Raw genomic sequence first — 26519 nt, forward strand, 5'->3', positions numbered from 1 at the left:
TGTAGGGTGCGTGCTCGCACGCACCGATTTTGGAACCCGAGATGACAAGAGGCGATGGTCGCGCAGTGGCGGTGCGTGCCAGCACGCACCCTACGGCTGGCTGCGCACGCGGATCGAACGCCCGTTCGGCATCGACGCCTGGGTGGTCTTGCCGGAGCATCGGCATTGCGTCTGCGGGTTGCCCGAGGGGGATGCCGATTTTTCGACACGGTGGCGGGTGATCAAGGCCCGGTTCGCGCGCGCGATGCCGCCGGTCGCGCGGCGGGAAAGCCTCAGGCGGCGGCGCGAGCATGGGGTGTGGCAGCGGCGGATCTGCGAACACCGTATGCGCGATGCCGAGGATCGGGACAGCCCCATCCGGACTTGTTGGGTCAAGCCGGTGAAACACGGGTTTGTCGAGCATCCCCGCGAATGCCCGTATTCGAGTTGGCACCGCGATAACCCGTAGAGTGCGCATTCACTGCGCACCGTCCAACGTGTCCGGCAGGGCTCCCGGCTGTGCGACAATGAAAAAATAGCCGCAGGCTGTCGGGATCATTGATTGAGCGAGGGTTTGGGGTCGGGAATGGTGCGCAATGAATGCGCACCCTACGGCTGGCTTCATCAAGTCAGTTTCGATCACACAGCGTCTCCGAGAGATACCGTCGGCGTGTAACGAGAAAGGCAACGCAAGACCAAGAGAAGAAACTTCCTCTCGAAATTCGCAAAATAATGACGCGTTAGCAGAGACGTATCAGTCGAAACCTCATTCAAGATAACGTTTCCCCAATCGTCCGGCCGGTAACGCATGATACATGAATATATGTGATTCAAAAGAAAGTGCGTACATATCTCCGGCAGCAAGACCGGAAAGAAAGGATTCTCGATGAACGACAAGCGACCACTAATGTCTGAATAAATTAGGGCGCGTATCTCTGAAGCCCTAACAGCGGGAACTGAAACGATATACTTTCCGAAACGCTCATTTATCTCAAACCCTGCGAACGAGCGCTCAACAATGTCTCTCGTTGGCAAAGAAGTACCATCCCCAATCTGGAACTCCCAAGTTAGCATTCTTGGGTTATTAGCGTTGACTACTTCCATCGGGAAAGCCCGCGAGCGACGCCCAGTCATAAGCGAGTAGTAATTCGACATTTCGGGCAACATACTGAGCAGTGTCCCAATACTCACATTGATTCTATGCGTTTGGAAGGCCTGAATACTACTTGTACAATCTTGAGTGAACTCAATATTGTTATTGCGGATCAATTGGGTTGGAAACGAGCAGAAAAGCTCGGAGAAAGTTCCTGACGGACTGTCACCTCCAAACTGGCATTGTATCACATCCGGCAAATAGATCATTCCGTGCGAACTTGGCAAATTATCTTTGCTATACCTGATCGGATTATTGAGAACGATCATTCCGTAAGAGTAGGCGGTTGCGGAGTAAAAATGGTTTAGAGGCTTGACCATGAGCGAGCCCCCGCAACCTGCAAAATACAATTCCCTGCCTTGGCTAAAGCAATTCTTGAGCTTTACAGCCTCATCGGACGATATTCCGGCATTCTTTGTGCTGCCGGAAGTAATCTTTCGAAGCCTGTACAGGCTTTTGATTTGCTCAACATTTTCGACACTCTCGGCGAGCTCCGCCAAAGAACTCTGGTAGTCGATACGGCCGAGCGGAAGTGCCTTTAAGAATGGTGGCTCAGAGATCCTCGCGCTGACCTCCTGACGAACAAGGTGTGCGTTTTTTGCGCGGCTATACTGCAAGTCTTTCGGATTCTCTACACCCCGCTCTTGTAGAAAATCGGGCAATCCGCGCTCGTATCGCGCTTTATCTCCGGCCGGAAGCTTTCTCCAATCCTCATTCGCAGCATCCCGCTCACCAAGGAGCGCAGCATAATCAAAGCCAAAATCATAAATCGGTTGATTCTGCGCTCGATCCGGAGAAACATGAAAATGGTCACTTAAGATCTTCTCGATTGCCGACTCAGCCTTCTTCACCCCAAACCCCCTTAAACTCCCGCCACTCCCCGACACTCATCCCCGAGGATTCCCGCGTCACCTCTTCACCCTTCAACATCCGCTTCAACGCGTCAATCGCCTTGGACGAGAGGGTCACCCCACCCATCCGGTAATCCTCGAAGGCCCCGAACGCGAGGGGGACCCAATCGGCGACCATTTTCGCAATCGCCTCGGCATAGACGCGGATCTCAAATTGGGCGTGGGCATCGGCGCGCAGGCGCAGGAAATGGAAGAGGTTGTGCAGATCGGTCTTCCAATACCATTGGGTATAGATGTTCATCGGCAGGTTCATCCGCGCCAATTCGCGGGCGAGGCCCTGCTGGCCGTCCTGCGAGAGCATCTCCTCGTAATGGTCGTACATCTGCGCGGCGTCGGATTTCAGGAGTGCCAGCACCCGCGCGGCTTCGGCCCCTTCCAGAACGGCGCCGCGGCCCTGGTTGTTGACCGTCGATTGGGCGGCGAGTTGCGCGGGCTCGGGGATGTAGAACTCGCGGTCGAGGATCGAATAGCGGGCCGAGTATTCGTTGACGTTGGCGGTGCGGTGGCGGATCCACTGGCGGGCGACGAAGACCGGCAGCTTCACATGCAGCTTGATCTCGCACATCTCGAAGGGCGTCGAGTGCCAGTGGCGCATGAGGTAGCGGATCAGCCCCTCGTCGTTGGAGACATGCTTGGTCCCGGCGCCGTAGCTGACGCGGGCGGCCTGCACGATGGCCGAATCGTCGCCCATGTAGTCGATGGCCCGGACGAAGCCGTGATCCAGCACCGGATGGGCGGTGTAGAGATGCGCCTCCATCCCCGGGGCGACGGCGCGCAGCGTCATCTGGGGATTGGCGCGGGCGGCGGCGATCTCGGCCTCTTGCTCGGGGGTGATGGTCATGGCGGGCCTCCTGGGGGATTCGGGTTGGTCCATCTATAGCACCCGCGTGGGGGTGGCACGCAACATGATGGGTGTCACCGAAAGCCCCTGACAAACGCTTGCGGCGGGTTATGTTGGGGGAAAGCAACATCGGAGGGGCGCATGGGCCTGACTTATCTGCATACAATGGTCCGGGTGAAGGATCTGGAGGCCTCGATGGCCTTCTACCGGCTGCTGGGTCTCGAGGAGACGCGGCGGATGGACAGCGAGAAGGGCCGCTTCTCGCTGGTCTTCATGGCGCCGCCCGGCCAGCCGGAATGCCCGGTCGAGCTGACCTACAATTGGGACGGGGATGAGGGGCTGCCTTCGGACAGCCGGCACTTCGGGCATCTCGCCTACCGGACGGATGACATCTATGCGCTCTGCCAGCATCTGATGGACAACGGGGTGGTGATCAACCGGCCGCCGCGGGACGGGCATATGGCCTTTGTGCGCAGCCCCGACAATGTGTCGGTGGAGCTGCTGCAGGCGGGCGATGCGCTGGCCCCGACCGAGCCCTGGGCGTCGATGCCCAATACCGGGCATTGGTGAGGGATGGCCCCGGGCGCAAGGCGTATTTGGGGCAGAATGAAGGGGCGCGCGCGGGGCCTGGGGCCTGGCGCGCGCTTTTTGCTGGCGGGGGTCTTGGCGGCGGGACCGGCGGGGGCGCAGGAATGTCGGCTGGCGCTGGTGCTGGCTTTCGATGTCTCGGCCTCGGTCGATCAGCGGGAATACCGGCTGATGATGGAGGGGACGGCGGCCGCACTCAGGGCGCCCGAGGTGCAGGCGGCGGCGCTGAGCGGGGCACCGGTGGCGGTGGCGGCCTATGTCTGGGCCGGGCGGCGCGAACAGGCGATCGCGGCGGATTGGCGGGTGATCCAGAGCGCCACGGATCTGGCCGAGCTGGCCGACCGGCTGGCGGGGTTTCCCCGACCCTCGGGCGATCCGCTGGGGATCTGGTCGGGGCGCACCGGCGTCGGCGCGGCGCTGGCGGCGGGCGGGCGGCTCTTGGAGCGGGCGCCGGATTGCGAGGCGCAGGTCATTGACCTCGCGGGCGACGGGCAGAACAACGACGGGCCCGAGACGGTGCGGTTCGAGGCGGTGACGGTCAATGCGCTGGCGGTGGCGGGGAACATGCCGCTCGATTACGACGGGGCGGTGGACGGGCTCGGCCGCTGGTACGCCGCGAATGTGCTGCAGGGGCCGGGCGCCTTCGTGCTGGAGGCGCAAGGCTACGAGGACTTCTCCCGCGCCATGCGGATCAAGCTGGAACGCGAGTTCCGGCCGCTGCTGCTGGGGGCGCTGTAGCGGCGGGGTAGGATGGGCAATCCTGCCCATCCGGCGCAGGCCGCTCAGCGGGGCGGGCGGCTCATGACATGGGCCATGACGGCGATGGCGCTGCCCGAGACCAGGATCAGCCCCATGCCCGCCAGCGTCACCGTATCGGGGATATGGCCGAAAAGGCTCCATCCCATCAGCGTGGCCCAGACGAAATGCAGGTAATTGACCGGCGCGATCAGTGAGGTCGGCGCCTCGCGATAGGCCATGCCGAAGAGGAAATGCCCCAGCGTGAAGATCGCCCCCAGCGCCGCCATCATCAGCGCGTCGGTGAGATCCGGCAGGGGCGCGTCCAGGGTCGGCAGCGCCGCGACGAGGAAGAAGCTGGCGCCGATCGCATTGACCCAGAAGAGCAGCGCCAGCGGCGTCTCGGTCCGGGTCAGCACCCGGGTCATCAGGTGAAAGACCGTATTCGACGCGGCCAGCAGCAGCGCCAGCCCCACGCCCGCCGGGTTCAGCGCCGAGCCCGGCCGCACGATCAGGAGCACCCCGGCAAAGCCCAGCGCCGCCAGCACCCAGCCGGTGCGGGTGACCTTCTCGCCCAGCAGCGGCACGGCCAGCGCCATCACCGCGAAGGGCGCGAGATACATGATGGCGATGGTCTCGCCCACCGGCAGCAGCCTCAGCGTGTAGCCGATGACCAGCGTGGCAAGGGTCAGGATCAGCGCCCGGATCCCCACCAGCACCGGCCGCTTCACGGTCCAGAGCAGGCGCCCGGCCCGGGGCGCCACGAAGATCAGCAGGATCAGGAGACCGACGCCATAGCGCACGGCGGCGATGCGCTCGACCGGATGGCGTTCGGTCAGGACCTTGGTCAGCGTGTCGCCGGCGGCGAAGAGGAACACGGCCGAAACCGCAAGGCCGATGCCCAGCAGAAGGCGGGCGGCAGGAGGGGCGGCGGTCACGGGGGCCTCGGGGCAAGGGATCTTCCCCGCCGGGTTAGGGGGTTCGGCCGCGCTTGTCGAGCGCGGGCGGCCGGTAGGATGGGCAATATTGCCCATCCTACGGGGGCCGCGCTCAGGCCTCGGGCGGCAGTCGGTCGGCGTCGGCCTCGAGCCTGAGCGCGGCCTCGGCATGGGCGCGGGCGCGGGCCTGCATGGCGCGGGCGGCCTCGGCCAGGCTGCCCTCAGGCGCCTGGCCCAGCGCCGTCAGCGCCTCCAGCAAATGGCCCGCGACCTCCAGCATCGGCGCGCCGTCGCGGGCGATGGCGGCAAAGGCGGCCTCGATCAGTTCGGGCGGGGTCCAGGGATGGACGAAGACCGTCGCCCCCTCGACCGCGTCGCTTTTCGAGGCCTGCGCCCAGTCCCAGAGCAGCCGTTCGAGCCGCGAGACGACCTCGATCGCCGTGCCGGGATCGTTGACCGCGGGCGACAGCGCCCGCGAGGCGATCTCGGACAGCACGGTCAGCGCGAAGGCCGGGTCCTGTTCGAAGGTCCGCGTATCGCCGATGACGAAGCAATCGAGCATCGCCTCGTCGCTGGCCGCATCCCCCTGCCCCGCCGGCACCTGCAGGAACGGCGCCCCGCGCAGGATCTGCTGGCCGGGGCGTCTGAGCACCCAGACCGGCCCCGGAGCACAGCGGGCGAGGCCCTGCACGTTGATCACCTGCAACACGCCCGAGCGGGGCGCGGCGATGGTGCGGGCGTCGTCGGGCAGCACGGTCTCGGGGCCGATGGGGCTGGCGCCCAGCGCCGGTTTGTGGCGGTGGCGTTTCAGGGCGCTGCGGGCCTGATCCTCGGCCCGGGCCAGCGCGTCGCGCAGTGTGCCGAGCGTGGTCAGATGGGCGATCCAGCGCAAGAGCGCCAGCACCACGGCGCCGGTCACCGCCAGGGTGACGCCGAGGACCAGTGCCGCGCCCGAATCGAAGCCCGCCTGAAACAGGATCAGCGCGGTCAGCGCATAGACGAAGGCCCCGATGAAGATGCCCAGCACGTTATGGGTGAGCCCGTCCTCGAGCATCAGGTCCAGCACCCGGGGCGTCGCGTTCTGCAGCGCCGCGCGGTGGGTCTGCACCATGATCCCGAGCGAGAAGGTCGAGACCGCCAGCATCGAGGAGGCGAGGATCTCCAGCACCGGCAGCACCGCCTCGGCGTTGATCCGTTCTTCCAGCCAATCGGGCACCAGCGGCGCGGCGAGATGGGCGGCGATCACCGCCAGGAAGGCGAGGGCCGCGAAGAGCGCGACCCTCAGCCAGAGCGCATGGGCAAGGCGCCTCAGCCAGACGAGGAGTCTGAACACGCCGCCGTCAGACCGGCTCGGCCGGGAAGCCGATCCGGTCGAGCGCGGCGATCACCGCCTCGGGCGTGGCCTCGCCGGTCACGGTGACGCGGCGCTGGCTCATGTCGAAATCGGCCTTGGCGCCGAGCGGCGTCACGGCCGAATCGATCGAGGCGCGGCAATGGCCGCAGCTCATGTCGGGGACGGAAAGGGTGAAGTGCCGGGTCATGGAAACCTCCTGTGATCGCCTGACGGAACGCCTTGCCCCGGCCCCTGTCAAGTCTTCCACCCAGTGGAACGCGGCGCGGGGTCGCAGGGTTCCGCCCGCTCCGCCCTCAGCCGCCGAAGGCCCGGTCGAGGCAGTCCTGCGCCGCATCGGCCATGGCCTGCGAGGCGGGCCAGGGCAGGCCCGGCAGCAGGGTGACGCCCTCGGGCGGCTCGGCGTCCTCGGCCGCGAGCTCGGCCAGCAGCGCGAAGGCCTCGGCCGCCTCGCTCTCGGCCGCGGCGGGCGGAGGGGCGAGGCCGCTGACGGCGATGCGCTGGCCCTCCAGCACCGGCGCGGCGGCGATGAGGGTGGCGGACAGCGCTTCCCAGGCCTGGGGATCGGCGTGCAGCGTGCTGACCGGGCACAGGGCGCGGGCGATGTCCAGATCGAAGGTCACAAGGTAATCGTACAGCGCCCCGGGCAGGGCCGGATCGACCTGCAGCCAGAGACGGATCATCGGGATCGTGGTCTCGGCAATGGTCGCCTCGCGCGTGGTCATCAGCCGCCCGTCCTGGCGGAACATGGTCCAGGGCGCGCCGTCGAGGGCCAGCAGCGGCCAGAGCGGCGCCACCTCCTCCCCGGCGAAGGGCGAGGCATTGGTGGCGTCGGGCTCGATCCCGATCTCGAAACTGTTGCCGTGGAAGGCGCCCGAGGCGGTGGGGATCGGCAGCACGCAGCCCGGCGCCTGCCGCTCGGTGCCGCAATCGACACTGGGCTTGCGCCAGGTGACCGAGGTCGCGCGGTCGCCTTCGATGGTCAGCACCTCGATATGGCCGGGCAGCACGCCCAGCATGTCGCCGATGGCCATCCAGGTGCCCTCGATCCGGGCGCCCTCGGAGGCAGCAAAGGCAGGGGTCGCGGCGCACAGAAGCGCGGCGCAGGTCAGGGAAGGGGTGAGTCGCGGCATGGGGCCTCCTGTTCGGGCCGTGATAGCAGCGCGCGCGATTGTCAGCGATGGCGTTTGCCGCTAGGACGCCGGGAATCCCCAAACTGCCGCAGGAGTGACCCGATGATCCCGACCTCGCATACCGATCCGGCCATCATGGCGCGCCTCGCCGCCCGCATGCTCCTGGACATCGGCGCCGTGCATTTCAACGCGCGCGAGCCCTTCACCCATGCTTCGGGCAACAAGGCACCGACCTATGTCGATTGCCGCAAGCTGATCTCCTATCCGCGGATCCGCGCGACGCTGATGGATTTCCTGGTGGCCAAGGTGATGGGGGCGGCCGGGTTCGAGGCTTTCGACAACATCGCCGGCGGCGAGACCGCGGGCATCCCCTTCGCGGCGCTGGTGGCCGAGCGGATGGCGCTGCCGATGACCTATGTGCGCAAGAAGCCCAAGGGCTACGGGCGCAATGCAAGGATCGAGGGGGTTATGACCGAGGGCCAGCGCGTGCTGCTGGTCGAGGACATGACCACGGATGGCGGCTCGAAACTGTCGTTCGTCGATGCGATCCGCGACACCGGCGCCAGCTGCGCCCATACGGCGGTGATCTTCTATTACGACATCTACCCCGAGACGGTGACCCGACTGGGCGACCATGGCGTGTCGCTGCATTACCTCTGCACCTGGTGGGATGTGCTGGCCGAGGCTCGCGCGCGGGAAGATTTCGACACCGAGACGCTGGATTCGGTCGAGGCCTATCTGCGCGCGCCGAAGAGCTGGACGCCGCCCGCCTGAACGGTTTCGCCCTGGGCTTCGCCTGCGGGCGACCAACGGCGCGGCAGAGCCGCGCCGAAAGGGGGGCGCTGCCCCCCTCGGCCTGCGGCCTCACCCCCCGGGATATTTGCAGAACGAAGATAGATCGGGCAGCGCGGGCGGGCGCCGCCGGATGGCACGGGGGGCACCGGGTGGCGCCCGGCCGGTTCCGCCTCGCGGGCAATGGCGGGTGTTAACGCTTGATTAACCATCATCTTCGTTCTGCAAGTATCCTCGGGGGGTGAATTGGCCGTCAGGCCAAGAGGGGGGCAGAAGGCCCCCCTGCCTTTGCCCGGCCCCTCCGCGCGCGCCCCGGCGCAGCGGAGTTATCCACAGGCCCGTCCCCCGCTAATTCGCCCCGACCCAATTGCCGCGAGGGGTCGCATTTGCGATAAGGGGGCACGGTGCCGCCGGACCTCCGCCCCTTCCGGGCCCCGGACCGCCGGGCGCCGTCGCCCTGTTTCGTGCCCGCGCCCCACCGCGTTTGCCGCCCCCTGCCCCGGACCCGCCCATGACCGAAATCGCCGCCCTTCGTCCCGCCACTGCCGCCGCGCCGGGCGCCGACGCGTCCGAAGCCGCCGAGGTCCTGCCGCATAACGTCGAGGCTGAGCAGCAGCTTCTGGGCGCGATCCTGACCAACAACGACGTCTATGACCGCATCTCGTCCCTGGTGAAACCCGACCATTTCTTCGAGCCCGTGCACCGCCGCATCTTCGAGATCGCCGCGGCGCGGATCCAGAAGAACGCGCTGGCCTCGCCGGTCACGCTCAAGGCCTTCATGGAGGACGATGCCGGGCTGAAGGAACTGGGGGGCGCGGCCTATCTGGCGCGGATCGCCGGGGCCGCCGTCGCCTCCTATGCCGCGCGCGATTATGCGCAGATGATCTACGACCTGGCCGTGCGGCGCGAGCTGATCCAGCTGGGCCGCGACATCGCCGCCCGCGCCGCCACCGTCGAGGTCAAGGACGAGCCCAAGGAACAGATCGTCGCCGCCGAGCAGGCGCTCTACAAGCTGGGCGAGCAGGGCGTAGCGGAGAAGGGCTTCCAGTCCTTCCTGCGCGCCGTGACCGAGGCGGTGAACGTCGCTGCCGCCGCCTATCAGCGGGACGGCGGGCTGGCCGGGATCTCGACCGGCCTTGTCGATCTGGACAAGAAGCTGGGCGGGCTGCACCCCTCGGACCTCATCATCCTTGCCGGGCGGCCGTCGATGGGCAAGACCTCGCTCGCCACCAATATCGCCTTCAACATCGCCAAGGCCTACAAGCGCGGCATCCGCCACGACGGGCAGGAGGGCGCGGTGAACGGCGGCGCGGTCGGATTCTTCAGCCTCGAGATGTCGGCCGACCAGCTGGCGGCGCGGATCCTGTCCGAGGCGGCCGAGGTCCCCTCGGAACAGATCCGCCGCGGCGATATGTCGGAGGAAGAGTTCCGCCGCTTCGTCGAAGTGGCGAAGACGCTGGAGAATTGCCCGCTCTACATCGACGACACGCCCGCCCTGCCGATCAGCCAGGTGGCGGCCCGCGCCCGGCGTCTGAAGCGGACGCATGGCCTCGACGTGCTGATGGTCGACTACCTGCAGCTTTTGCGCGGCTCGTCCAAGGAAAGCCGGGTGCAGGAGGTGTCCGAGATCACCCAGGGCCTCAAGGCCATCGCCAAGGAGCTGAACATCCCGGTCATCGCCCTGTCGCAGCTCAGCCGCGCGGTGGAGAGCCGCGACGACAAGCGGCCGCAGCTGTCGGACCTGCGCGAATCGGGCTCGATCGAGCAGGACGCCGACGTGGTGATGTTCGTGTTCCGCGAGGAATATTACCGCGAGCGCGAGAAGCCCTCGGACCACGATCTCGACGCCATGGCGAAGTGGCAGGAGATCATGGAACGCACGCATGGCAAGGCCGAGGTGATCATCGGCAAGCAGCGGCACGGGCCGATCGGCACGGTGGAACTGTCCTTCGAGGGCCGCTTCACGCGCTTCGGCAACCTGGTGCAGAGCTGGCAGCAGGACAGCGGGCCGGAGTACTGACGCCCCCTTCCCCGACGCAAAAGGGGCGCAAGCTGGCTGCTTGCGCCCCTTTTCTCATGCCGCGCACCTGTTGCCGGAAGGCGGGGGCCACAGGCGGGGTGGGCGGGCGGGAGCCTGCGGCCCCCGCCTTGCGACCTCAGACCAGCCGCGAAACCTCGACCGCGGCGCGGACGAAATCGGCGAACAGCGGATGCGGCTTGAAGGGTTTGGATTTCAGCTCGGGGTGGAATTGCACGCCGATGAACCAGGGATGGCCCTTGTGCTCGATGATCTCGGGCAGGCGGCCATCGGGCGACATGCCCGAGAAATGCATCCCGCAGGCTTCCAGCTTGTCGCGGTAGCGGATGTCGACCTCGTAGCGGTGGCGGTGGCGTTCCTCGATCTGCGTCGCGCCATAGACCCGGGCCACCAGCGACTCGGGGTCGAGCGCGGCGTTATAGGCGCCCAGACGCATCGTGCCGCCCTTGTCGTCGCCGAGCTTGCGCTCGACCACGTGGTTGCCCTGCACCCATTCCTTGAGGTGATAGACCACCGGTTCGAATTTCTTGTTGCCGCGCTCGTGGTCGAATTCCTCGGACCCGGCGTTCTTGATGCCGGCGAGGTTGCGCGCGGCCTCGATGACGGCCATCTGCATGCCGAGGCAAATGCCCAGATAGGGGATCTTGCGCTCGCGCGCCCAGGCGGCAGCGCGGATCTTGCCCTCGGTGCCGCGTTCGCCGAAGCCGCCGGGCACCAGGATGGCGTGGAAGCCTTCGAGCACCTCGGTCGGATCGCCCTTCTCGAAGAGTTCGGCGTCGATCCATTCGGCCTTGACCCGCACCCGGTTGGCCATCCCGCCATGGGTCAGGGCCTCGGCGATGGATTTGTAGGCGTCTTCCAGCTGGGTATACTTGCCAACGATGGCCACCCGCACCTGCCCTTCGGCATGGGTCAGACGGTCCATCACGTCTTCCCAGCGGCTGAGGTTCGGGCGCGGCGCCGGGGTGATCCCGAAGGCGTCCAGCACCGCCTGATCCAGCCCCTCGCGGTGATAGGCCAAGGGCGCTTCGTAGATGGTCTTCAGGTCATAGGCCGGGATCACCGCATCGGGGCGGACGTTGCAGAACAGGGCGATCTTGGCGCGTTCCTTGGCCGGGATCGGGTGTTCCGAGCGGCAGACCAGCACATCGGGGGCAAGGCCGATGGATTGCAGTTCCTTGACCGAATGCTGGGTCGGCTTGGTCTTCAGTTCCCCGGAAGCCGCCAGATAGGGCAGCAGCGTCAGGTGCATCAGGATGCACTGGCCGCGCGGGCGTTCGTGGATGAACTGGCGGATTGCCTCGAAGAACGGCAGACCCTCGATATCGCCGACCGTGCCGCCGATCTCGCAGAGCATGAAATCGACCTCATCGTCGCCGATGCGGAGGAAATCCTTGATCTCGTTCGTCACATGCGGGACGACTTGGATCGTCTTGCCCAGGTAATCGCCGCGGCGTTCCTTCTCCAGCACATTGGAATAGATCCGGCCGGAAGAGATGGAATCGGTCTTGCGGGCCGGAACGCCGGTGAAGCGCTCGTAATGCCCGAGGTCGAGATCGGTCTCGGCCCCGTCGTCGGTGACGAAGACCTCGCCATGTTCGAAGGGCGACATCGTGCCCGGGTCGACGTTGAGATAGGGATCGAGCTTGCGCAGGCGGACCGTGAAGCCCCTGGCCTGCAACAGCGCACCCAGCGCCGCAGAGGCCAGCCCTTTGCCAAGGCTCGACACCACACCACCGGTGATGAAGACGTAGCGCGCCATGCTGGAAACCCCCGTGTTCGTCGCAGCCAAAATGATCGGATCACGGGAGTCGAGCTATACCTCAAACCCCCGGCTTCCGCAATACGGACCCAACATCCTGCGTTAATTGGGTGCAGGCCCCAAAATCTTGAGAGATCAGTCCTGCCGCGGCGGCAGGACGGGTGCGTCACCGGCCGGCGGCAACTGGATATCGGGCAGTTGCACGCCCGGCGTGGCGGGTGCCGCGGGGGCCGGAGCCGTCGGCGCATCGACGCCGAAGCGCTCCAGCACCGAGGTATCGGCCGAGTTCGAAGCGGCGATGACCGTGAGCGCCAGCGAGGTCATGATGAAGGCCCCGGCGAAAAGCCAGGTCAGCTTGGCCAGCCCCGTCAGCGGCGGACGACCGGCCTGCGGCCCGAGCGACGCGCCCCCCATGCCCAGCCCGCCATTCTCGGAACGCTGAAGCAGCACCACCCCCATCAGCGCCAGCGCGAGGAGGAGATGGATGATGAGAACGACAGTCTGCATGGACGGGCCCTTGTCTCCGGTTCGGGCCTATCTATGCCGCGTGTTCGGGGCGTGCAAGCCCTTTGCCCCTCTGCCGGGCTCAGCCGGGCTGGTCGCAGACCGCCGAGAGCTTGTTGCCATCGGGGTCGCGCAGATAGCAGGCGTAGAAATCGGGCCCATAGTCGCGCAGGCCCGGCGCCCCCTCGTCCGTGCCGCCCTGCGCCAGACCCGCGGCGTGGCAGGCATCGACGGCGGCGCGGCTGGGGGCGGTGAAGGCGGGCATCGAGCCGTTGCCGGCGCTGGCCTCGCGCCCGTCCCAGGGCCGCATCACCCAGAAGACCGCCTGTTCCATCCCCGGGGCGCCGTAGCCGAGGCTCTGCGGTCCGGTCGAGAGGCGCTGGTAGCCCAGCGCGCCCAGCACCGCGTCATAAAAGCGGGCGGCGCGCGCCAGGTCGTTCGTGCCCACGTCGACGTAGCGGATCATTCCTGATCCACGTCGTCGACGTCCGCCTGACCGCTGATTCGGCGCCGGATGATCGACCAGCTCATGCCGATGCCCAGCACCAGCGAGCCGATGAAGACCGCGAGCCACTGGTTCAGCGCCGCGTTCTGCGTGCCGAGCAGGCCGTAATAGACCAGCACCCAGATCACCGCGGCACAAAGCGCGACCACCAGCCCCACGCCCAGCGGCCCGATGGAGCGGAAGGTGGCCCGCAGATAGACGACATAACCCGCCAGCAGCACCAGCCCCACCAGCACGGTGATCGGCAGGTTATCGGTGCCGTTCGCCCTCACCCAGTTGACGAAGTTCCACTGGGTCGGGTTCCAGGTGGCGGCGAGCAGAATAAAGGCGATGAGCCAGCGCATCAGAAAGGTCATGGTGAAAATCCTTGGTGTCCGATCCTCGATTGGTGCCCAACCTGCGACGCCCTGTCCAGTGCCCCTGCCCGGCCCCTCGATCAAAAGGGTGTTTCGCCCGGGCGCCCGTGTCGCTATAGAACGCACGGCTTCAGCGAACCGAGGAAGGATTCCGGCATGGCCAACGTGGTTGTCGTAGGCGCCCAATGGGGCGACGAGGGCAAGGGCAAGATCGTCGACTGGCTCAGCGAGCGCGCGGATGTGATCGCGCGTTTCCAAGGGGGCCATAACGCCGGTCATACCCTGGTCATCGACGGCAAGGTCTACAAGCTGAACGCGCTGCCCTCGGGCGTGGTGCGGGGCGGCAAGCTGTCCGTCATCGGGAATGGCGTGGTGCTGGATCCCTGGCACCTGGTGGGCGAGATCGCCAAGATCCGCGAGCAAGGGGTCGAGATCAGCCCCGAGACGCTGATGGTGGCCGAGAACACGCCGCTCATCATGCCCTATCACGGCGAGCTGGACCGCGCGCGCGAGGCTTCGGCCGCGGGTTCGAAGGCCAAGATCGGCACCACCGGGCGCGGCATCGGTCCGTGCTACGAGGACAAGGTCGGGCGCCGGGTTATCCGGGTCGCCGACCTCGCCGATCCGGCGACGCTGGAGCTGCGCGTGGACCGGGCGCTTTTGCACCACAACCCGCTGCGCGCGGGTCTGGGGCTGGAGCCCATCGACCGCGACGCGCTGATCGCGTCCCTCAATGCCATCGCGCCGCAGATCCTGGAATATGCCGCCCCGGTCTGGAAGGTGATGAACGACCTGCGCCGCGCCGGCAAACGCATCCTCTTCGAGGGCGCGCAGGGCTCGCTTCTGGACATCGACTTCGGGACCTATCCCTATGTCACCTCGTCCAACGTCATCGCCGGTCAAGCCGCGACCGGCGTCGGCATGGGCCCGAACGCGATTGATTTCGTGCTGGGCATCGTCAAGGCCTATACCACCCGCGTCGGCGAAGGCCCCTTCCCCACCGAGCTGATGGACGATGACGGCGAGCGTCTGGGTACGCGTGGCCATGAATTCGGCACCGTGACCGGGAGAAAGCGCCGCTGCGGCTGGTTCGATGCGGCGCTGGTGCGGCAGACCTGCGCCATTTCCGGCATCAACGGCATCGCGCTGACCAAGCTGGACGTGCTGGACGGGTTCGAGACGCTGAAGATCTGCGTGGGCTATGAACTCGACGGCCAGACGCTGGATTATCTGCCGACCGCCGCCGACCAGCAGGCCCGCTGCACCCCGATCTACGAGGAGATCGAGGGCTGGTCGGAATCGACCGAAGGCGCGCGGTCCTGGGCCGACCTGCCGGGCGCGGCGATCAAATATGTCCGCCGGGTCGAGGAGCTGATCGGCTGCCCGGTGGCGCTGCTCTCGACCTCGCCCGAGCGCGACGACACCATCCTCGTCACCGACCCGTTCGAAGACTGATGGCGCTGTCCTATCGCACCCGCAAGCGCCTCTCGGTGCTGATCCTCCTGGTCGCGCTGCCGGCCTATATCGTCGTGGCGATCACGCTGGTCGGGCTGTTCGACCGGCCGCCGTTCCTGCTGGAACTGGCGATTTACGTGGGGCTGGGGGTGATCTGGGCCTTCCCCCTGAAGGCGATCTTCAAGGGGGTCGGCCAGGCCGATCCCGACGCCCCGGAAGAGTGATCAAAATCCTGAAATGAGAAAAGGCGCCGGTTTCCCGGCGCCTTTTTCATGGGCTTGGCGGCGTCTCAGGCCTGGGCGAAGCGCTTGGCCTGTTCGGCGAACTCCGACCCCGGCGCCAGTTCGAACTGGCCGCGGCGCGAGCGCTGCATGGTCCCCTGCCGCATCAGCAGCCCGAAGGTGCGCAGCAGGTTCTCGCGCGAGCGCGTCATCGGCTGGCCGGTCGAGGCAACATGGCGCATGACCTGCGGGCGGGTGAATTCCTCCAGCCCCTCGACATGGGTGACATAGGCCGCGGCTGCCTCGGTCAGTTCGGCCAGCGTCGTCAGATGCATCGGGCCGACGAAATCGCCGAAGGCCTTGCCGCGCGGGGCGGGCGTCGCCACCGCATCCTCGTCAAAAAGCTCCTCCATCGCCAGCGCGCCGGTGTTGATGCGGCGCGGGCGCACCAGCTCGGTCTCGGCCGGCTTGTCGATGCGCTGCTCGCTGACCAGGACCAGCGGCGGCTGGGCATTGCGCGGACGCTCGGTGCGCTGCACCTGCGGGCGGGTCGGACGGCGGGGCGCGCCCTCGTCGGCGGGCTCGTCGGCGCCACGGCGGACCGAGCGCTCCAGATCGGCGCGGTAGCGGGCGATCTCGTCGCGTTCTTCCTGTTCGGCGTCGCGGGGGGCGCCGGCTTCTTCCTCGGCGCGGGTGGCGACGACGGCGGCCTTGAGGTGGCTCAGCGTCGACTGGCGGCGCTGCGCCTCGGCGCCCGACAGCGCGCTGTCGGCCTGGCTGATCAGCCGGTCGACCGAGGCATCGGCCGCCTCGCCGCGCAGGAGCGCCCGGCGTTCGCTTTCAGCCCGGCGGGCGGTTTCGGCCTCGCGCTCGACAGCGGCGAGTTCGGCGACCAGCGCCGCTTCCTCGTCGGCGGTGAGGCCGGTCTCGCCCAGCGCTTCCGCCACGCGGCGTTGCAGGGCGTCGTCGTCGGTCAGGGGTTCGTCGTCGTCGATGACATCGGCGTCGGTCTGGTCCTGATCCGCGGCCTGAGCGGGCGCGGTGGTGTCGTCCTCGTCATCCTCGTCGGCGAACCCCTCGGTGGCGAAGGCCGATGCCGTCGATTGCACGGGTGCCGGGACGGGCGCAGGCGCCGGGGTGGGGTCGGCGGTCAACGATTGCCCGGCCAGCGCCGCGCGAACCGCGGCCGAGACATCGGCGGCGGCCGGGGCCGCGGCGGTTTGGGCGGGCTGTTGCGCAGGGGGTTGGACCGGCGTCGAGCGCACGACGACCACACGGCGGACGGGACGCTCGGCCGGGGCCGCACCGTCGCGCTTGGCGAGCTCGGCGCGGACCTCGTCCTCCAGCTTGCGGCGTTCGGCGGCCAAGCGCTCGCGCTCGGCATCGGCTGCTGCGGCGTCGGCGACCTCGGCGGTCTGACCTTCAATGGTCTGACGTTCCAGCGCCGCCAGAGACGCCGCCTCGATCGCCGCCTGATCAGCCGCCGCACGGGCGGCGTCCTCGGCAGCCAGCCGTTCGGCTTCCAGACGGGCCGCTTCCTCGGCCGCCAGACGCTCAGCCTCCAGACGGGCCTCTTCCTCGGCCGCCAGACGCTCCGCCTCCAGACGGGCCGCTTCCTCAGCCGCCAGACGTTCAGCCTCCAGACGAGCCTCTTCCTCAGCCGCCAGACGTTCAGCCTCCAGACGGGCCTCTTCCTCAGCCGCCAGACGCTCAGCCTCCAGACGGGCCGCTTCCTCAGCTGCCAGACGTTCGGCCTCCAGACGAGCCTCTTCCTCAGCCGCCAGACGCTCAGCCTCCAGACGCGCCTCTTCCTCAGCCGCCAGCCGCTCGGCTTCCAGACGGGCCTCTTCCTCAGCCGCCAGCCGTTCCGCTTCCAGACGAGCCTCTTCCTCAGCCGCCAGACGCTCAGCCTCCAGACGGGCCGCTTCCTCGGCCGCCAGACGCTCGGCCTCAAGCCGCTCAGCCTCCGCAAAAGCCTGACGTTCAGCCTCGAGCCGCGCCGCATCTTCAAACGCCAGACGTTCCGCTTCCAGACGGGCCTCGTCCGCCTCGGCCTCGGCGGCGGCGACCTCCTCCTCGTCGAAGAGCGGCGCCTCAGGGGTCAGGGCGACCGGCGCGGGAGCGGCGTCTTCCTCGGTCTCGTCCTCGTAATCGCGGACCCGGGCCACGGCGGCGCGGATGCGCTGCAGCTTGGCCGAGATGCCGGAAACCGACCCCGCCTCGTCGCGCTCGGCCAGACCCGCGGCGGCGACCGGGGCCGAGACCATCGACGCGGCGGCGGCCACCGGCGCAGGCGCGGCCGGGCGCTGGTGCATCGTCGCCCGCGGCATCGGAGCTTCCTCGGCCGCCTCGATCTGCGGGCGGAGAATCACGCCATTGTCCTGGATCTTGGCCTCGACCCGGCGCTTGATCTCGCGCTCGGCGATCTTGTGCAGCATCTCGGCGTCAGGCGTCGGCGGCTCGGCGCCGAAATAGCGATCCTCGGCGGCAAGGTCACGGAAATACTCGGCAATCGCCTTCATCGTGTCGAAAGGCTCGTCAAAGCCCTCCAGCGTGCACGAGAAGGTGCCATAGGACACCGTCAGAATTTTGCTCGGACCGACCATAGGAATTCGTCCCTTGTTCATACTCCGGTTCACCATGCCTGCGTCGACGGTACCTCAGTAAGGAGTCCAAAAGGTAATTTCTTGATCGGATTATGGCCATGCTTGCGCTTGGCTGCCCCAATTGACAAGAACAACGCATGGCGCGCGCATTTGCAAAACCCCTGGGGATCACGCTTGTGGGAGGCGGCGGCACCGATGCCGCGAGCCTGTCCCGAGCCCTGAGCATCGCCCCCACGCTGGTGGGCGTCGACGGCGGCACGGATGCGGCGCTGGCGCTGGGCTTCACGCCGGAGCTGGCGCTGGGCGATTTCGATTCGATCTCCGAGGCGGCGCGGGCGACGCTGGGCCCCGACAGACTGCACCACGATCCCGATCAGGAGACGACCGATTTCGACAAGGCGCTGGCGCTGACCCAGGCGCCGCTGGTCCTGGGCGTGGGCTTCACCGGCGGGCGGCTCGACCATACGCTGGCGGCGATGTCGACGCTGGCGCAGAACCCGGACCGGCGGGTGATTCTGGATACCGGGCACGATCTGGTGCTGCTCTGCCCGCCGCATCTGACGCTGGATCTGGCGGCGGGGACGCGCGTCTCGCTCTATCCGCTCTCGCCGCTGCGCTGCGGCTCGACGGGCCTGCAATGGCCGACCGATCCCCTGCATTTCGACCCGTTGGGCCGGATCGGCACCTCGAACGCGGCAACGGGCGGACCGGTGACGCTGACCCCCTCGGCGCCGCGGATGCTGCTGCTTCTGCCGCCCGAGACGCTGGCGCCCCTCAGCGCCGCGCTGCGCGCCGCGCCGACCTGGCCAGCACCTGCTCGCGGGCAATGATATAGAGGCCCGAGGCGACGATGATCGCGATCCCGGCCCAGCTGAGCCGGTTCGGCCAATCGCCGAAGAAAAGCCAGCCGAAGAGCACGGCGTTGACGATCTCCAGATAATGCAGCGGCGCCAGCGTGGCCGAGGGCGCCCAGCGCAGCGCATAGGTCATCGCCATATGCGAGACGCTGGCGGCGAGCCCCACGCCCATCAGCCAGAACCAGATCTGCGGCGCGGGATTGGTCAGCATCAGCCCTTCCAGCCTCAGCCCGTGACCCAGCGCCAGCGCCGGCAGCATCAGCAGCGTGCCGATCCAGGCGGTGTGGAATTGCATCGCCTCGGGCGGGACCTCCTGCGCGACGCGGCGGGTCAGCAGCATGTAGAAGGCGAAGAACAGCGCCGTCGCCAAGGGATACAGCGCCACCACGCCGAAAGCCGCGAAATTCGGCTGGATCACCAGCAGCGCCCCCAGGAACCCCACGACCGAGGCGGCGATCCGCCGCGGCCCGACCTGATCGCCGAACAGAAGCGCCCCCAGCGCCAGCAGGATGAAGGGCTCGATGAAGACGATGGCCAGCGCATCGGCCAAAGGCATCTCGCGCACCGCGCCGACGAAAGCCGCGGTCGAGCCGATCAGCATCAGCGAACGCCAGATGTTGAGCCAGACAAGCCGCCGGCTCAGCCTGAGGGACTGGCCCAGAACCAGCACGACCGGCGCCATCAGCACGGCCTGGAACACCATGCGGAAGAAGGTGACCTGGGCGATCGACACCTCCTGCGACGCGATCTTCGACGAGACGTCGATCAGGGGGGCGATGGCGCAGAAGGCCAGCATCATCAGGATGCCCAGGGGCACGCGGTCGGTGGACAGGGTCGGGGTCACACTGGTCATGGGGTGGGGCTACGCGCTGGCGGCGGAACCGTCCACTCCGTTTGCGACATCGGGCGCAGGGTTATGCGCCAAGGCTGGCATTGGCGGGGGCAGAAGGCTCCCTTCCGACGCGGGCAATCGCGCAAGTCTGTCGCCGAGCCAACAGGGCCAGGTCTCCCCCCGCCCCTGCCGCTCGACGCCGGCCTGGCCCATCCGCCCCTCTCGAATCGCCTGCCTCCTGGCCGCCGCTCGTCACACTCTGGGACGGCACCGAACGACCGACTGCGCCGCTCTTCTCCGTCACTCCCGGGCCGAGCCCATACCCCGACCAGCAATTTCCCAACATCCCTGCCCGTCAATCCGCCCTATACGGCAGCAGATCTGGAACAAAGCCGATCTGTCCCCGAGGCCAATCAAATGTCAGACGCCCAGCCCTTCTTTGCGCTGAAAATATCCACGGGGTTTCCCAAGGGGGGCGTGCCCCCCTTGGGGCGGGGGGTCCGGGGGGCTTGCAGCCCCCCGGTGCCGGCGCGGCGAAGCCGCGCCGCTGGTCGCCCGAGGCGCCCGCGTCAGCGGGGAACGAGGGCGAAACCCCTCAGCAGTTCGGCACGTTGACCGCCAGCCCGCCCAGCGCCGTTTCCTTGTATTTCTCGCTCATGTCGGCGCCGGTCTGGCGCATGGCCTCGATGCAATTATCGAGCGGCATGAAATGCACGCCGTCGCCCCGCAGCGCCAGCGACGCGGCCGAGACCGCCTTGATCGCGCCGAGCCCGTTGCGCTCGATGCAGGGCACCTGCACCAGCCCCTTCACCGGGTCGCAGGTCATGCCGAGGTGATGCTCCAGCGCGATCTCGGCGGCGTTTTCGACCTGTTCGGGGCTGCCGCCCATCACCGCGCACAGCCCCGCCGCCGCCATGGCCGCGGCCGAGCCGACCTCGGCCTGACAGCCGCATTCGGCGCCGGAGATCGAGGCGTTGTGCTTGATCAGCCCGCCGATGGCCGCGGCGGTCAGCAGGAAATCCTCGATCTTGTCGCGGGACGCGCCCGGCACGTGGTCGAGGTAATAGCGGATCACCGCCGGCACCACGCCCGCCGCGCCATTGGTCGGCGCCGTCACCACCTGGCCCCCGGCCGCATTTTCCTCGTTCACCGCCATGGCATAGACCGACATCCAGTCGTTGATCACATGCGGTGCGGTCAGGTTGAGGCCGCGCTCGGCGATCAGCGCGTCATGGATCCCCTTGGCGCGGCGGCGCACCTTCAGCCCGCCGGGCAAAATGCCATCGGTCACCAGCCCGCGCTCGATACAGGCGTCCATCACCGCCCAGATCCGGGCGATGCCGGCGGACAGCGCCGCGGCGTCGCGGCGGGTCAGCTCGTTGGCGCGTTTCATCGTCGCGATGGACAGGCCAGAGTCCTTCGCCATGGCCAGCATCGCCTCGGCGCTCTCGAAGGGGAAGCGCACGGGCGGGCCCTTGGGTCCGCTGGCCGCGCCGTTCATCTCGGCCTCAGTCACCACGAAGCCGCCGCCGATGGAGAAATAGGTCTCTTTCAGGATCACGTCGCCCTGCGCGTCGGTCGCCATCAGGATCATGCCATTGGCGTGGCCGGGCAGCGCCGGGCCGTAATCGAAGATCAGATCGGCCTCGGGGTCGAAGCGCAGGGGCGGCAGGTCGGGGGGGCTGACGGTTTTCGTCGCCCGGATCTCGGCCAGCACGGCCTCGGCCCGCTCGCCATCGTAGCTCTCGGGCAGGAAACCGGCGAGGCCCAGGATCACCGCCCGGTCGGTGGCATGGCCGACGCCGGTGAAGGCCAGCGAGCCGTGCAGCGAGGCGCGCAGCCCCGCGGCCTGAAACGGCGAGACGCGCAGCCGGTCGAGGAACCGGCCCGCCGCCACCATCGGCCCCATCGTGTGCGAGGACGACGGGCCGACGCCGATCTTGAAGATGTCGAAGACGGAGAGGAACATGGAAAAGGCTCCGCGAGGGTTTCGCGAAGCCTAGCCTGACGGGTCAGAACCGGGCGCCCGCGAGCGACCCCTCGCCTGCCGATTGCGGCGAGGGGCGCAGCTCAGAACGCCGCGGGCCGGACTTCGCGCGCCATATGGTCGAGCACGGCGTTGACGAATTTCGATTCCTTGCCTTCGGGGAAGAAGGCCTGGGCGATCTGCACGAATTCGGTGATGATGACGCGGGGCGGCGTCTCGGTCTCGACCAGCTCGGCCCCGGCGGCGCGGAACAGGGCGCGCAGCGTCGGGTCGATGCGGGCAATCGGCCATTTGGCGACCAGCGCCCGGTCGGTCAGTTGGTCGATGGTCCCCTGCTGGTCGACCGCCTTGTCCACCAGCGTGCGGAACAGCGAGACATCGGCCTCGACCCAGGTTTCATCCTCGCCCTCGGCGCCGATGCGGTAATTCTCGAATTCGGCGCGGATCTTGTCGACGGTCTGGCCCGAGCTTTCCATCTGGAAAAGCGCCTGCACGGCGTAGAAACGCGCCGCCGAGCGCAGGGCGCGTTTTTCCTGCGCGCGTTGATCCTTGGCGGTGCTCATGCCTTGGATCCCCCCTCGGCCAGCTGGATCGTCTCGCCCAGCGGACGGAAGCCGACCGCGCCCTTCGGCTTGCCCCAGCGCTGTTGCAGCGCGATGAGATGCAGCGCCGCGGCGGCGGCCCCACCGCCCTTGTTCTGGTCCTTGGGGTTGGCCCGGACGGCGGCCTGCTCGTGGTTCTCCACGGTCAGGATGCCGTTGCCGAGGCAGCAGCCCTGCAGCGACAGCAGCGTCAGCCCGCGCGAGCTGTCATTGCAGACGGTGTCGTAATGCGTGGTCTCGCCGCGAATGACGCAGCCGAGCGCGACGAAGCCGTCGAAATTCGACATGCGCCAGGCCTGGCTGATGGCCGCGGGGACCTCCAGCGCGCCGGGCACCTCGATCAGGTCCCAAGTGCCGCCGGCCTCCTCAATGGTGGCCTTGGCCCCGGCGATCAGATCATCGGCGATGTCGCGGTAATAGGGGGCGACGACGATCAGCAGTTTCACCGGCTTGTCGAAGCTCGGCAGCGGCAGGGTGTAGTGGCTGGCTCCGGCCATGGCTCACTCCTTGGGAATGGGGCGGGTGCCCGCGATATGGAGGCCGTAAGCCTCGAGCCCGACCACGCGCGGGGTCGGCGAATTGGTGACCAGCGTCAGTTCGTGCAGGCCCAGCGCGGCGAGGATCTGCGCGCCCAGCCCGTATTGGCGCAGGATCTGCGGCGAGGAACCCTCGTCCAGCGCCAGTTTCATCGCGGTATCGCGCAGCAGGACGACAACGCCCCGCCCCTGCGCCGCGATGAGCCGCATGGCGCCGCGCAGATCGCCCGCATGGCCGTCGCCGATGCCCAGCACGTCCTCCAAGGGGTTCATGGCATGCATCCGCACCAGAACCGGCTCGGCCGTGGTCAGGTCGCCCATCGACAGCACGATATGTTCGGCGCCCTGGGTCTGGTCGGTGAAGACCCGCATCAGCCAGTCGCCGCCATGGACCGAGCTTACCGCCCGCTGCGCCGTCTCGCGCACCAGATTGTCGTGGCGGCGGCGATAGGCGATCAGATCGCTGATCGTGCCGATCTTCAGGTTGTGCTTCTGGGCGAAGGCGATCAGGTCCGGCAGACGGGCCATGTCGCCGTCGTCCTTCATGATCTCGCAGATCACGCCCGAGGGGTTGAGGCCCGCCAGACGCGAAATATCCACTGCCGCCTCGGTGTGACCGGCACGAACCAGCACCCCGCCTTCCCGCGCGCGGAGCGGGAAGATATGCCCGGGCGTGGCGATATCGGCGCCGGTTTTCGACGGGTCGATGGCCACGGCGACGGTGCGGGCGCGGTCATAGGCCGAGATGCCGGTGGTCACGCCCTCGCGCGCCTCGATGGAGACGGTGAAGGCGGTCTCATGTCGCGAGGCGTTGTTGGTCGACATCAGCGGCAGGCCCAAAGCGTCGATCCGGTGGCCCGGCATCGACAGGCAGATCAGCCCGCGGCCATGGGTGGCCATGAAGTTGATCGCCTCGGGCGTTGCCATCTGCGCGGGGATCACGAGGTCGCCCTCGTTCTCGCGGTCCTCGTGATCGACGAGGATGAACATGCGGCCGTTGCGCGCCTCGTCGATGATCTCTTCGATCGACGAGATGGCATCGCGCCAGTTTTCCTCGACGGGGCCGGGCTTTTCGTAGTCCATCGCGCGCTCCTTGGCTTCAGGGCAGCAGATAACCCAAGCAATGCCCCTGTGAAAGGGGGAGGCGGGCCTGCATTTGCCCGATAACGCCGCGGTCTTTCGCCAGGGTTGCGGCGCGTGATGGCCGCGAGGGGCGACGCCGGGTCAACCCGGCGAAGAAGTCCCCGGCCCTGGAACAGGCTGCCGGAACTCCGGCCAGACGGCAGAGCAACGCGGTTTCAAGCTGTTAGGGGAGCAGCGGACGACGCGCATTCGGGTCCGCACGAGCGCCGCCTGCCATCTGGCAACGGATCGTGGCGCGCGGCGCGGCCTCGCGCGGATTGCCCCGGGGGCTCAACGACAAATCCCGTGGCCTGCGGATCGGAGCGCTGAAATGCGCCTGAACCCGGCTCTTGCTCAGAGGCCCAGGCTCCCCGCCAGGTGGTCGGCCTGCGCCTTGACGATGCGGTGGCCTTCCTCGATGCATTCGGCGGCGCGGTGGAATTCGATCACCGTGATCCCGGGCAGCCGCGCGCCCAGCAGCACCTGCGGCGGATCGCCCGCCAGCCGGGAACGGCGGATCTGGTCGGACATGATGTCGATCGTGGCGTTGACCAGCGCCATGTAGGAGGGCGAGGCGGGCGTGGGCTCGCCCGGCGCCTCGCTGCCCAAAAGCGCGCGCAGCCCCTCGGGCAGCAGCGCGGCGAGGTCGGGCTTCGGCTCGGGCTCGTCATAGAACCCGGCGCTGACGGCGGCATTGGGATTGACCGCGATCACCGATTCCGCGCCCAGAGCCCGCGCGGCCGAGACCGGCACCGGGTTCACCACGCCGCCGTCGATCAGCCAGCGCCCGTCCAGAAGTTCCGGCTTCAGCACCCCGGGGATCGAGACCGAGGCCCGCACCGCCGGGATCAGCGGCCCCTGCCTGAGCCAGATCTCGCGCCCGTGGCGCAGGTCGGTGGCGATGGCGACGAAGGGGCGGGCCAATTCCTCGATCGTCTCGGGCAGGCCGAGGCCGCGCAGCATGGTCAGGATCCCCTGCCCGCCGACCAGCCCGGCGCCGGGGATGCCGATGTCGATCAGCGGCAGCATGGAGCGCATGGTGAGCCCCCGCGCCCAATCCTCCAGCGCGTCGAGCCGCCCCGCCGCATAGGCGGCGCCGACCAGCGCCCCCATGGACGAGCCCGCGACGACCTCGGCCGTGATGCCCATCGCCTCCAGCTCGCGCAGCACGCCGATATGGCACCAGCCGCGCGCCCCACCCGAGCCCAGCGCCAGCCCGATCACCGGTTTCGCCATGGTCTGCTCCTCATGCCTGTCCGAAGAGACGTTCCAGCACTTTCAGCCCCTCGTCCAGCCTTTGCCGCTCCTCGGGGGTGAGCGGCGCCAGCAGCGCCTCGGTCGCCTGCTCCATCTCGGGGCGGATGCGGTTGAAGGCGCGTTTGCCTTTCAGCGTGAGGCTGGCATGGGCGACGCGGCGGTCGGCGGCGTCGGTCCGCCGGGTCAGCCAGCCCTTGGCCTCCAGCGAGGCCAGCGCGCGGCTGACCTTGGTCTTGTGCGCGGGCACCCTGTCGCAAAGCTCCGAGGCCGTCAGGCTCTCGGCCTCCGCCAGATTGACCAGCACCCGCCATTCCGGCCGTGTCAGATCGTGGCGGCGGCGATAGATCGCCTGGGTGTTTTCCGAGGTCAATTCGGCGAGAAGGTTCAGCCTGTAGGGCAGATACCCTTTCAGAAACATGGGGATATCGCTTCCCGTTGATAGTTACATTTTCAACTAATACCCTGTGCAAAGATGATTCGCATAGACAAGAAACGGGAGAGTTGCGGATGACGAAGAGCTTTGCTTCGGCCGGCGACATGGCGGAAAAGAAGATTTCGTTTACCGAAGTGGGCGAGGGCCTTTACGCCTTCACCGCCGAGGGCGATCCGAACACCGGCGTCATCATCGGCGATGAATCGGTGATGATCGTCGAGGCGCAGGCGACGCCGCGGCTGGCCCGGAAGGTGATGGAATGCGTCCGTTCCGTGACCGACAAGCCGATCAGCCACCTCGTCCTGACGCATTACCACGCCGTCCGCGTGCTGGGCGCCAGCGCCTATGGTGCCCGGGAAATCATCATGTCCGACGTCGCCCGGTCGATGGTCGTGGAACGCGGGCAGGAAGACTGGGACAGCGAATTCGGCCGCTTCCCGCGCCTCTTCCAGGGGCATGAGGAAATCCCCGGCCTGACCTGGCCCACCACCACGTTCAGCGATTCCATGACCGTCTATCTCGGCAACCGCCGGGTCGACATCCTGCACCTCGGCCGCGCCCATACGGCGGGGGACGCCGTGGTCTGGGTCCCCGATCAGGAGGTCATGTTCACCGGCGATATCGTCGAATACCACTCGGCCTGCTATTGCGGCGACGGGCATTTCAGCGATTGGGAAGACACGCTGATGAACATCGCCGCCTACGAGCCGAAGGCCATCGCCCCCGGCCGCGGCGACGCGCTGGTCGGTGAGGAGATGGTCGCCAAGGCCCTGGAAAACACCGCCGATTTCGTCCGCTCCACCTATCGCCCGGTGCAGAAGGTGGCGGCGCGCGGAGGCTCCCTGAAAGAAGCCTGGGACGCGGTCCGCGCCGAATGCGACCCCAAGTTCAAGGACTACGCGATCTACGAGCATTGCCTGCCCTTCAACGTCGCCCGCGCCTATGACGAGGCCCGCGGCCTCGACACCCCCCGCATCTGGACCGCCGAGCGCGATCAGCAGATGTGGGCCGATCTGCAGGGCTGA

The 26519-nt window shown here is 67.5% G+C and carries 27 protein-coding genes; 9 read left to right on the plus strand and 18 right to left on the minus strand.

The window, feature by feature from the left end:
• The first annotated feature begins 10 nt into the window (after positions 1 to 10).
• A complete protein-coding gene (locus tag VDQ18_RS06000) occupies positions 11 to 448 on the plus strand; it encodes an REP-associated tyrosine transposase (protein ID WP_416235090.1) in 438 nt (145 codons plus the stop codon).
• A 170-nt stretch (positions 449 to 618) separates the two neighbouring features.
• Here the strand turns inward: VDQ18_RS06000 and VDQ18_RS06005 are convergent, their stop codons facing one another.
• Together VDQ18_RS06005 and thyX are read right to left on the minus strand one after the other, a co-directional pair.
• The gene (locus VDQ18_RS06005) at positions 619 to 1983 is read right to left on the minus strand and encodes a YaaC family protein (RefSeq protein ID WP_323020084.1); all 1365 of its coding nucleotides are present in this window, start codon (positions 1981 to 1983) and stop codon (positions 619 to 621) included.
• Complete coding sequence (thyX, locus tag VDQ18_RS06010; protein WP_323020085.1) at positions 1970 to 2884, minus strand: FAD-dependent thymidylate synthase; 915 nt, start codon at positions 2882 to 2884, stop codon at positions 1970 to 1972. Before thyX ends, VDQ18_RS06005 begins: the two co-directional genes overlap by 14 nt.
• Positions 2885 to 3025: 141 nt before the next feature.
• On the opposite strand from thyX, the gene VDQ18_RS06015 reads away from it, so the two are divergent.
• Both VDQ18_RS06015 and VDQ18_RS06020 read left to right on the plus strand, forming a co-directional pair.
• Positions 3026 to 3454: a VOC family protein gene (locus VDQ18_RS06015; RefSeq protein ID WP_323020086.1), complete on the plus strand. Its 429-nt coding sequence runs from the start codon at positions 3026 to 3028 to the stop codon at positions 3452 to 3454.
• A 93-nt stretch (positions 3455 to 3547) separates the two neighbouring features.
• Positions 3548 to 4210 (plus strand): DUF1194 domain-containing protein, encoded by a 663-nt coding sequence (locus VDQ18_RS06020; protein ID WP_323020087.1) that lies wholly within the window; start codon positions 3548 to 3550, stop codon positions 4208 to 4210.
• A 44-nt stretch (positions 4211 to 4254) separates the two neighbouring features.
• Here VDQ18_RS06020 and VDQ18_RS06025 read toward each other — a convergent pair whose 3' ends face one another.
• The 4 genes from VDQ18_RS06025 to VDQ18_RS06040 form a co-directional block, all read right to left on the minus strand.
• Positions 4255 to 5145 carry a DMT family transporter gene (locus VDQ18_RS06025; RefSeq protein WP_323020088.1) on the minus strand — a complete coding sequence of 297 codons (891 nt, stop codon included), beginning with the start codon at positions 5143 to 5145 and terminating at the stop codon, positions 4255 to 4257.
• A gap of 112 nt (positions 5146 to 5257) precedes the next feature.
• Complete coding sequence (locus VDQ18_RS06030) at positions 5258 to 6478, minus strand: DUF2254 domain-containing protein (RefSeq protein ID WP_323020089.1); 1221 nt, start codon at positions 6476 to 6478, stop codon at positions 5258 to 5260.
• A gap of 7 nt (positions 6479 to 6485) precedes the next feature.
• Positions 6486 to 6686, minus strand: coding sequence for a heavy-metal-associated domain-containing protein (locus tag VDQ18_RS06035; RefSeq protein WP_323020090.1), 201 nt, complete (start codon positions 6684 to 6686; stop codon positions 6486 to 6488).
• Positions 6687 to 6792: 106 nt separating this feature from the next.
• Positions 6793 to 7629, minus strand: coding sequence for a hypothetical protein (locus tag VDQ18_RS06040; RefSeq protein ID WP_323020091.1), 837 nt, complete (start codon positions 7627 to 7629; stop codon positions 6793 to 6795).
• 102 nt (positions 7630 to 7731) lie between these two features.
• On the opposite strand from VDQ18_RS06040, the gene VDQ18_RS06045 reads away from it, so the two are divergent.
• Positions 7732 to 8403 carry an orotate phosphoribosyltransferase gene (locus VDQ18_RS06045; protein WP_323020092.1) on the plus strand — a complete coding sequence of 224 codons (672 nt, stop codon included), beginning with the start codon at positions 7732 to 7734 and terminating at the stop codon, positions 8401 to 8403.
• Between the two features lie 529 nt (positions 8404 to 8932).
• Positions 8933 to 10441 carry a replicative DNA helicase gene (locus VDQ18_RS06050; protein ID WP_323020093.1) on the plus strand — a complete coding sequence of 503 codons (1509 nt, stop codon included), beginning with the start codon at positions 8933 to 8935 and terminating at the stop codon, positions 10439 to 10441.
• A gap of 136 nt (positions 10442 to 10577) precedes the next feature.
• On the opposite strand, the gene VDQ18_RS06055 is transcribed toward VDQ18_RS06050, so the two are convergent.
• The 4 genes from VDQ18_RS06055 to VDQ18_RS06070 all read right to left on the minus strand — a co-directional run bounded on the left by VDQ18_RS06055 (position 10578) and on the right by VDQ18_RS06070 (position 13586).
• Positions 10578 to 12221 (minus strand): CTP synthase, encoded by a 1644-nt coding sequence (locus VDQ18_RS06055; RefSeq protein WP_323020094.1) that lies wholly within the window; start codon positions 12219 to 12221, stop codon positions 10578 to 10580.
• A 135-nt stretch (positions 12222 to 12356) separates the two neighbouring features.
• Complete coding sequence (secG, locus tag VDQ18_RS06060) at positions 12357 to 12728, minus strand: preprotein translocase subunit SecG (RefSeq protein ID WP_107751955.1); 372 nt, start codon at positions 12726 to 12728, stop codon at positions 12357 to 12359.
• Positions 12729 to 12807: 79 nt separating this feature from the next.
• Entirely contained in the window at positions 12808 to 13191 is a 384-nt protein-coding gene (locus VDQ18_RS06065; protein WP_323020095.1) for a VOC family protein, read from the minus strand.
• Entirely contained in the window at positions 13188 to 13586 is a 399-nt protein-coding gene (locus VDQ18_RS06070) for a DUF6524 family protein (protein ID WP_323020096.1), read from the minus strand. The genes VDQ18_RS06065 and VDQ18_RS06070 overlap by 4 nt, the downstream gene beginning before the upstream one ends.
• A gap of 156 nt (positions 13587 to 13742) precedes the next feature.
• On the opposite strand from VDQ18_RS06070, the gene VDQ18_RS06075 reads away from it, so the two are divergent.
• Together VDQ18_RS06075 and VDQ18_RS06080 are read left to right on the plus strand one after the other, a co-directional pair.
• Positions 13743 to 15041, plus strand: coding sequence for an adenylosuccinate synthase (locus tag VDQ18_RS06075; RefSeq protein WP_107751958.1), 1299 nt, complete (start codon positions 13743 to 13745; stop codon positions 15039 to 15041).
• Positions 15041 to 15265 carry a DUF2842 domain-containing protein gene (locus VDQ18_RS06080; RefSeq protein ID WP_323020097.1) on the plus strand — a complete coding sequence of 75 codons (225 nt, stop codon included), beginning with the start codon at positions 15041 to 15043 and terminating at the stop codon, positions 15263 to 15265. The genes VDQ18_RS06075 and VDQ18_RS06080 overlap by 1 nt, the downstream gene beginning before the upstream one ends.
• Positions 15266 to 15330: 65 nt before the next feature.
• Here VDQ18_RS06080 and VDQ18_RS06085 read toward each other — a convergent pair whose 3' ends face one another.
• Positions 15331 to 17868, minus strand: a complete 2538-nt coding sequence (locus tag VDQ18_RS06085) for a hypothetical protein (RefSeq protein WP_323020098.1) — start codon at positions 17866 to 17868, stop codon at positions 15331 to 15333.
• Positions 17869 to 18005: 137 nt separating this feature from the next.
• Here VDQ18_RS06085 and VDQ18_RS06090 point away from each other — a divergent pair, with 137 nt between their 5' ends.
• On the plus strand, positions 18006 to 18698 hold the full coding sequence (locus VDQ18_RS06090) for a thiamine diphosphokinase (RefSeq protein ID WP_323020099.1): 693 nt from the start codon (positions 18006 to 18008) through the stop codon (positions 18696 to 18698).
• On the opposite strand, the gene VDQ18_RS06095 is transcribed toward VDQ18_RS06090, so the two are convergent.
• From VDQ18_RS06095 to VDQ18_RS06125, 7 genes are all read right to left on the minus strand, one after another.
• On the minus strand, positions 18643 to 19578 hold the full coding sequence (locus tag VDQ18_RS06095; protein ID WP_323020100.1) for a DMT family transporter: 936 nt from the start codon (positions 19576 to 19578) through the stop codon (positions 18643 to 18645). The genes VDQ18_RS06090 and VDQ18_RS06095 overlap by 56 nt on opposite strands.
• 574 nt (positions 19579 to 20152) lie before the next feature.
• Positions 20153 to 21526: an L-serine ammonia-lyase gene (locus VDQ18_RS06100; RefSeq protein ID WP_323020101.1), complete on the minus strand. Its 1374-nt coding sequence runs from the start codon at positions 21524 to 21526 to the stop codon at positions 20153 to 20155.
• Between the two features lie 101 nt (positions 21527 to 21627).
• Complete coding sequence (gene nusB / locus VDQ18_RS06105; protein WP_323020102.1) at positions 21628 to 22107, minus strand: transcription antitermination factor NusB; 480 nt, start codon at positions 22105 to 22107, stop codon at positions 21628 to 21630.
• Positions 22104 to 22643, minus strand: coding sequence for a 6,7-dimethyl-8-ribityllumazine synthase (locus tag VDQ18_RS06110; RefSeq protein WP_323020103.1), 540 nt, complete (start codon positions 22641 to 22643; stop codon positions 22104 to 22106). Before VDQ18_RS06110 ends, nusB begins: the two co-directional genes overlap by 4 nt.
• A gap of 3 nt (positions 22644 to 22646) precedes the next feature.
• Positions 22647 to 23765, minus strand: a complete 1119-nt coding sequence (gene ribB, locus VDQ18_RS06115; protein WP_323020104.1) for a 3,4-dihydroxy-2-butanone-4-phosphate synthase — start codon at positions 23763 to 23765, stop codon at positions 22647 to 22649.
• Between the two features lie 393 nt (positions 23766 to 24158).
• Complete coding sequence (locus VDQ18_RS06120; protein WP_323020105.1) at positions 24159 to 25040, minus strand: patatin-like phospholipase family protein; 882 nt, start codon at positions 25038 to 25040, stop codon at positions 24159 to 24161.
• A gap of 10 nt (positions 25041 to 25050) precedes the next feature.
• The gene (locus VDQ18_RS06125) at positions 25051 to 25479 is read right to left on the minus strand and encodes a MarR family transcriptional regulator (protein WP_323020106.1); all 429 of its coding nucleotides are present in this window, start codon (positions 25477 to 25479) and stop codon (positions 25051 to 25053) included.
• Between the two features lie 89 nt (positions 25480 to 25568).
• On the opposite strand from VDQ18_RS06125, the gene VDQ18_RS06130 reads away from it, so the two are divergent.
• Positions 25569 to 26519, plus strand: coding sequence for an MBL fold metallo-hydrolase (locus VDQ18_RS06130; RefSeq protein ID WP_323020107.1), 951 nt, complete (start codon positions 25569 to 25571; stop codon positions 26517 to 26519).

This window comes from Pararhodobacter sp. (assembly GCF_034676075.1).
GTDB lineage: Bacteria > Pseudomonadota > Alphaproteobacteria > Rhodobacterales > Rhodobacteraceae > Pararhodobacter.

Coding starts and splice junctions, on each gene's coding strand:
- thyX (WP_323020085.1), bottom strand. CDS start 2,884: ATGACCATCACCCCCGAGCAAGAGGCCGAGATCGCCGCCGCCCGCGCC.
- VDQ18_RS06015 (WP_323020086.1), top strand. CDS start 3,026: ATGGGCCTGACTTATCTGCATACAATGGTCCGGGTGAAGGATCTGGAG.
- VDQ18_RS06035 (WP_323020090.1), bottom strand. CDS start 6,686: ATGACCCGGCACTTCACCCTTTCCGTCCCCGACATGAGCTGCGGCCAT.
- VDQ18_RS06040 (WP_323020091.1), bottom strand. CDS start 7,629: ATGCCGCGACTCACCCCTTCCCTGACCTGCGCCGCGCTTCTGTGCGCC.
- VDQ18_RS06045 (WP_323020092.1), top strand. CDS start 7,732: ATGATCCCGACCTCGCATACCGATCCGGCCATCATGGCGCGCCTCGCC.
- VDQ18_RS06050 (WP_323020093.1), top strand. CDS start 8,933: ATGACCGAAATCGCCGCCCTTCGTCCCGCCACTGCCGCCGCGCCGGGC.
- VDQ18_RS06055 (WP_323020094.1), bottom strand. CDS start 12,221: ATGGCGCGCTACGTCTTCATCACCGGTGGTGTGGTGTCGAGCCTTGGC.
- secG (WP_107751955.1), bottom strand. CDS start 12,728: ATGCAGACTGTCGTTCTCATCATCCATCTCCTCCTCGCGCTGGCGCTG.
- VDQ18_RS06065 (WP_323020095.1), bottom strand. CDS start 13,191: ATGATCCGCTACGTCGACGTGGGCACGAACGACCTGGCGCGCGCCGCC.
- VDQ18_RS06070 (WP_323020096.1), bottom strand. CDS start 13,586: ATGACCTTTCTGATGCGCTGGCTCATCGCCTTTATTCTGCTCGCCGCC.
- VDQ18_RS06075 (WP_107751958.1), top strand. CDS start 13,743: ATGGCCAACGTGGTTGTCGTAGGCGCCCAATGGGGCGACGAGGGCAAG.
- VDQ18_RS06080 (WP_323020097.1), top strand. CDS start 15,041: ATGGCGCTGTCCTATCGCACCCGCAAGCGCCTCTCGGTGCTGATCCTC.
- VDQ18_RS06085 (WP_323020098.1), bottom strand. CDS start 17,868: ATGGTCGGTCCGAGCAAAATTCTGACGGTGTCCTATGGCACCTTCTCG.
- VDQ18_RS06090 (WP_323020099.1), top strand. CDS start 18,006: ATGGCGCGCGCATTTGCAAAACCCCTGGGGATCACGCTTGTGGGAGGC.
- VDQ18_RS06095 (WP_323020100.1), bottom strand. CDS start 19,578: ATGACCAGTGTGACCCCGACCCTGTCCACCGACCGCGTGCCCCTGGGC.
- VDQ18_RS06100 (WP_323020101.1), bottom strand. CDS start 21,526: ATGTTCCTCTCCGTCTTCGACATCTTCAAGATCGGCGTCGGCCCGTCG.
- nusB (WP_323020102.1), bottom strand. CDS start 22,107: ATGAGCACCGCCAAGGATCAACGCGCGCAGGAAAAACGCGCCCTGCGC.
- VDQ18_RS06110 (WP_323020103.1), bottom strand. CDS start 22,643: ATGGCCGGAGCCAGCCACTACACCCTGCCGCTGCCGAGCTTCGACAAG.
- ribB (WP_323020104.1), bottom strand. CDS start 23,765: ATGGACTACGAAAAGCCCGGCCCCGTCGAGGAAAACTGGCGCGATGCC.
- VDQ18_RS06120 (WP_323020105.1), bottom strand. CDS start 25,040: ATGGCGAAACCGGTGATCGGGCTGGCGCTGGGCTCGGGTGGGGCGCGC.
- VDQ18_RS06125 (WP_323020106.1), bottom strand. CDS start 25,479: ATGTTTCTGAAAGGGTATCTGCCCTACAGGCTGAACCTTCTCGCCGAA.
- VDQ18_RS06130 (WP_323020107.1), top strand. CDS start 25,569: ATGACGAAGAGCTTTGCTTCGGCCGGCGACATGGCGGAAAAGAAGATT.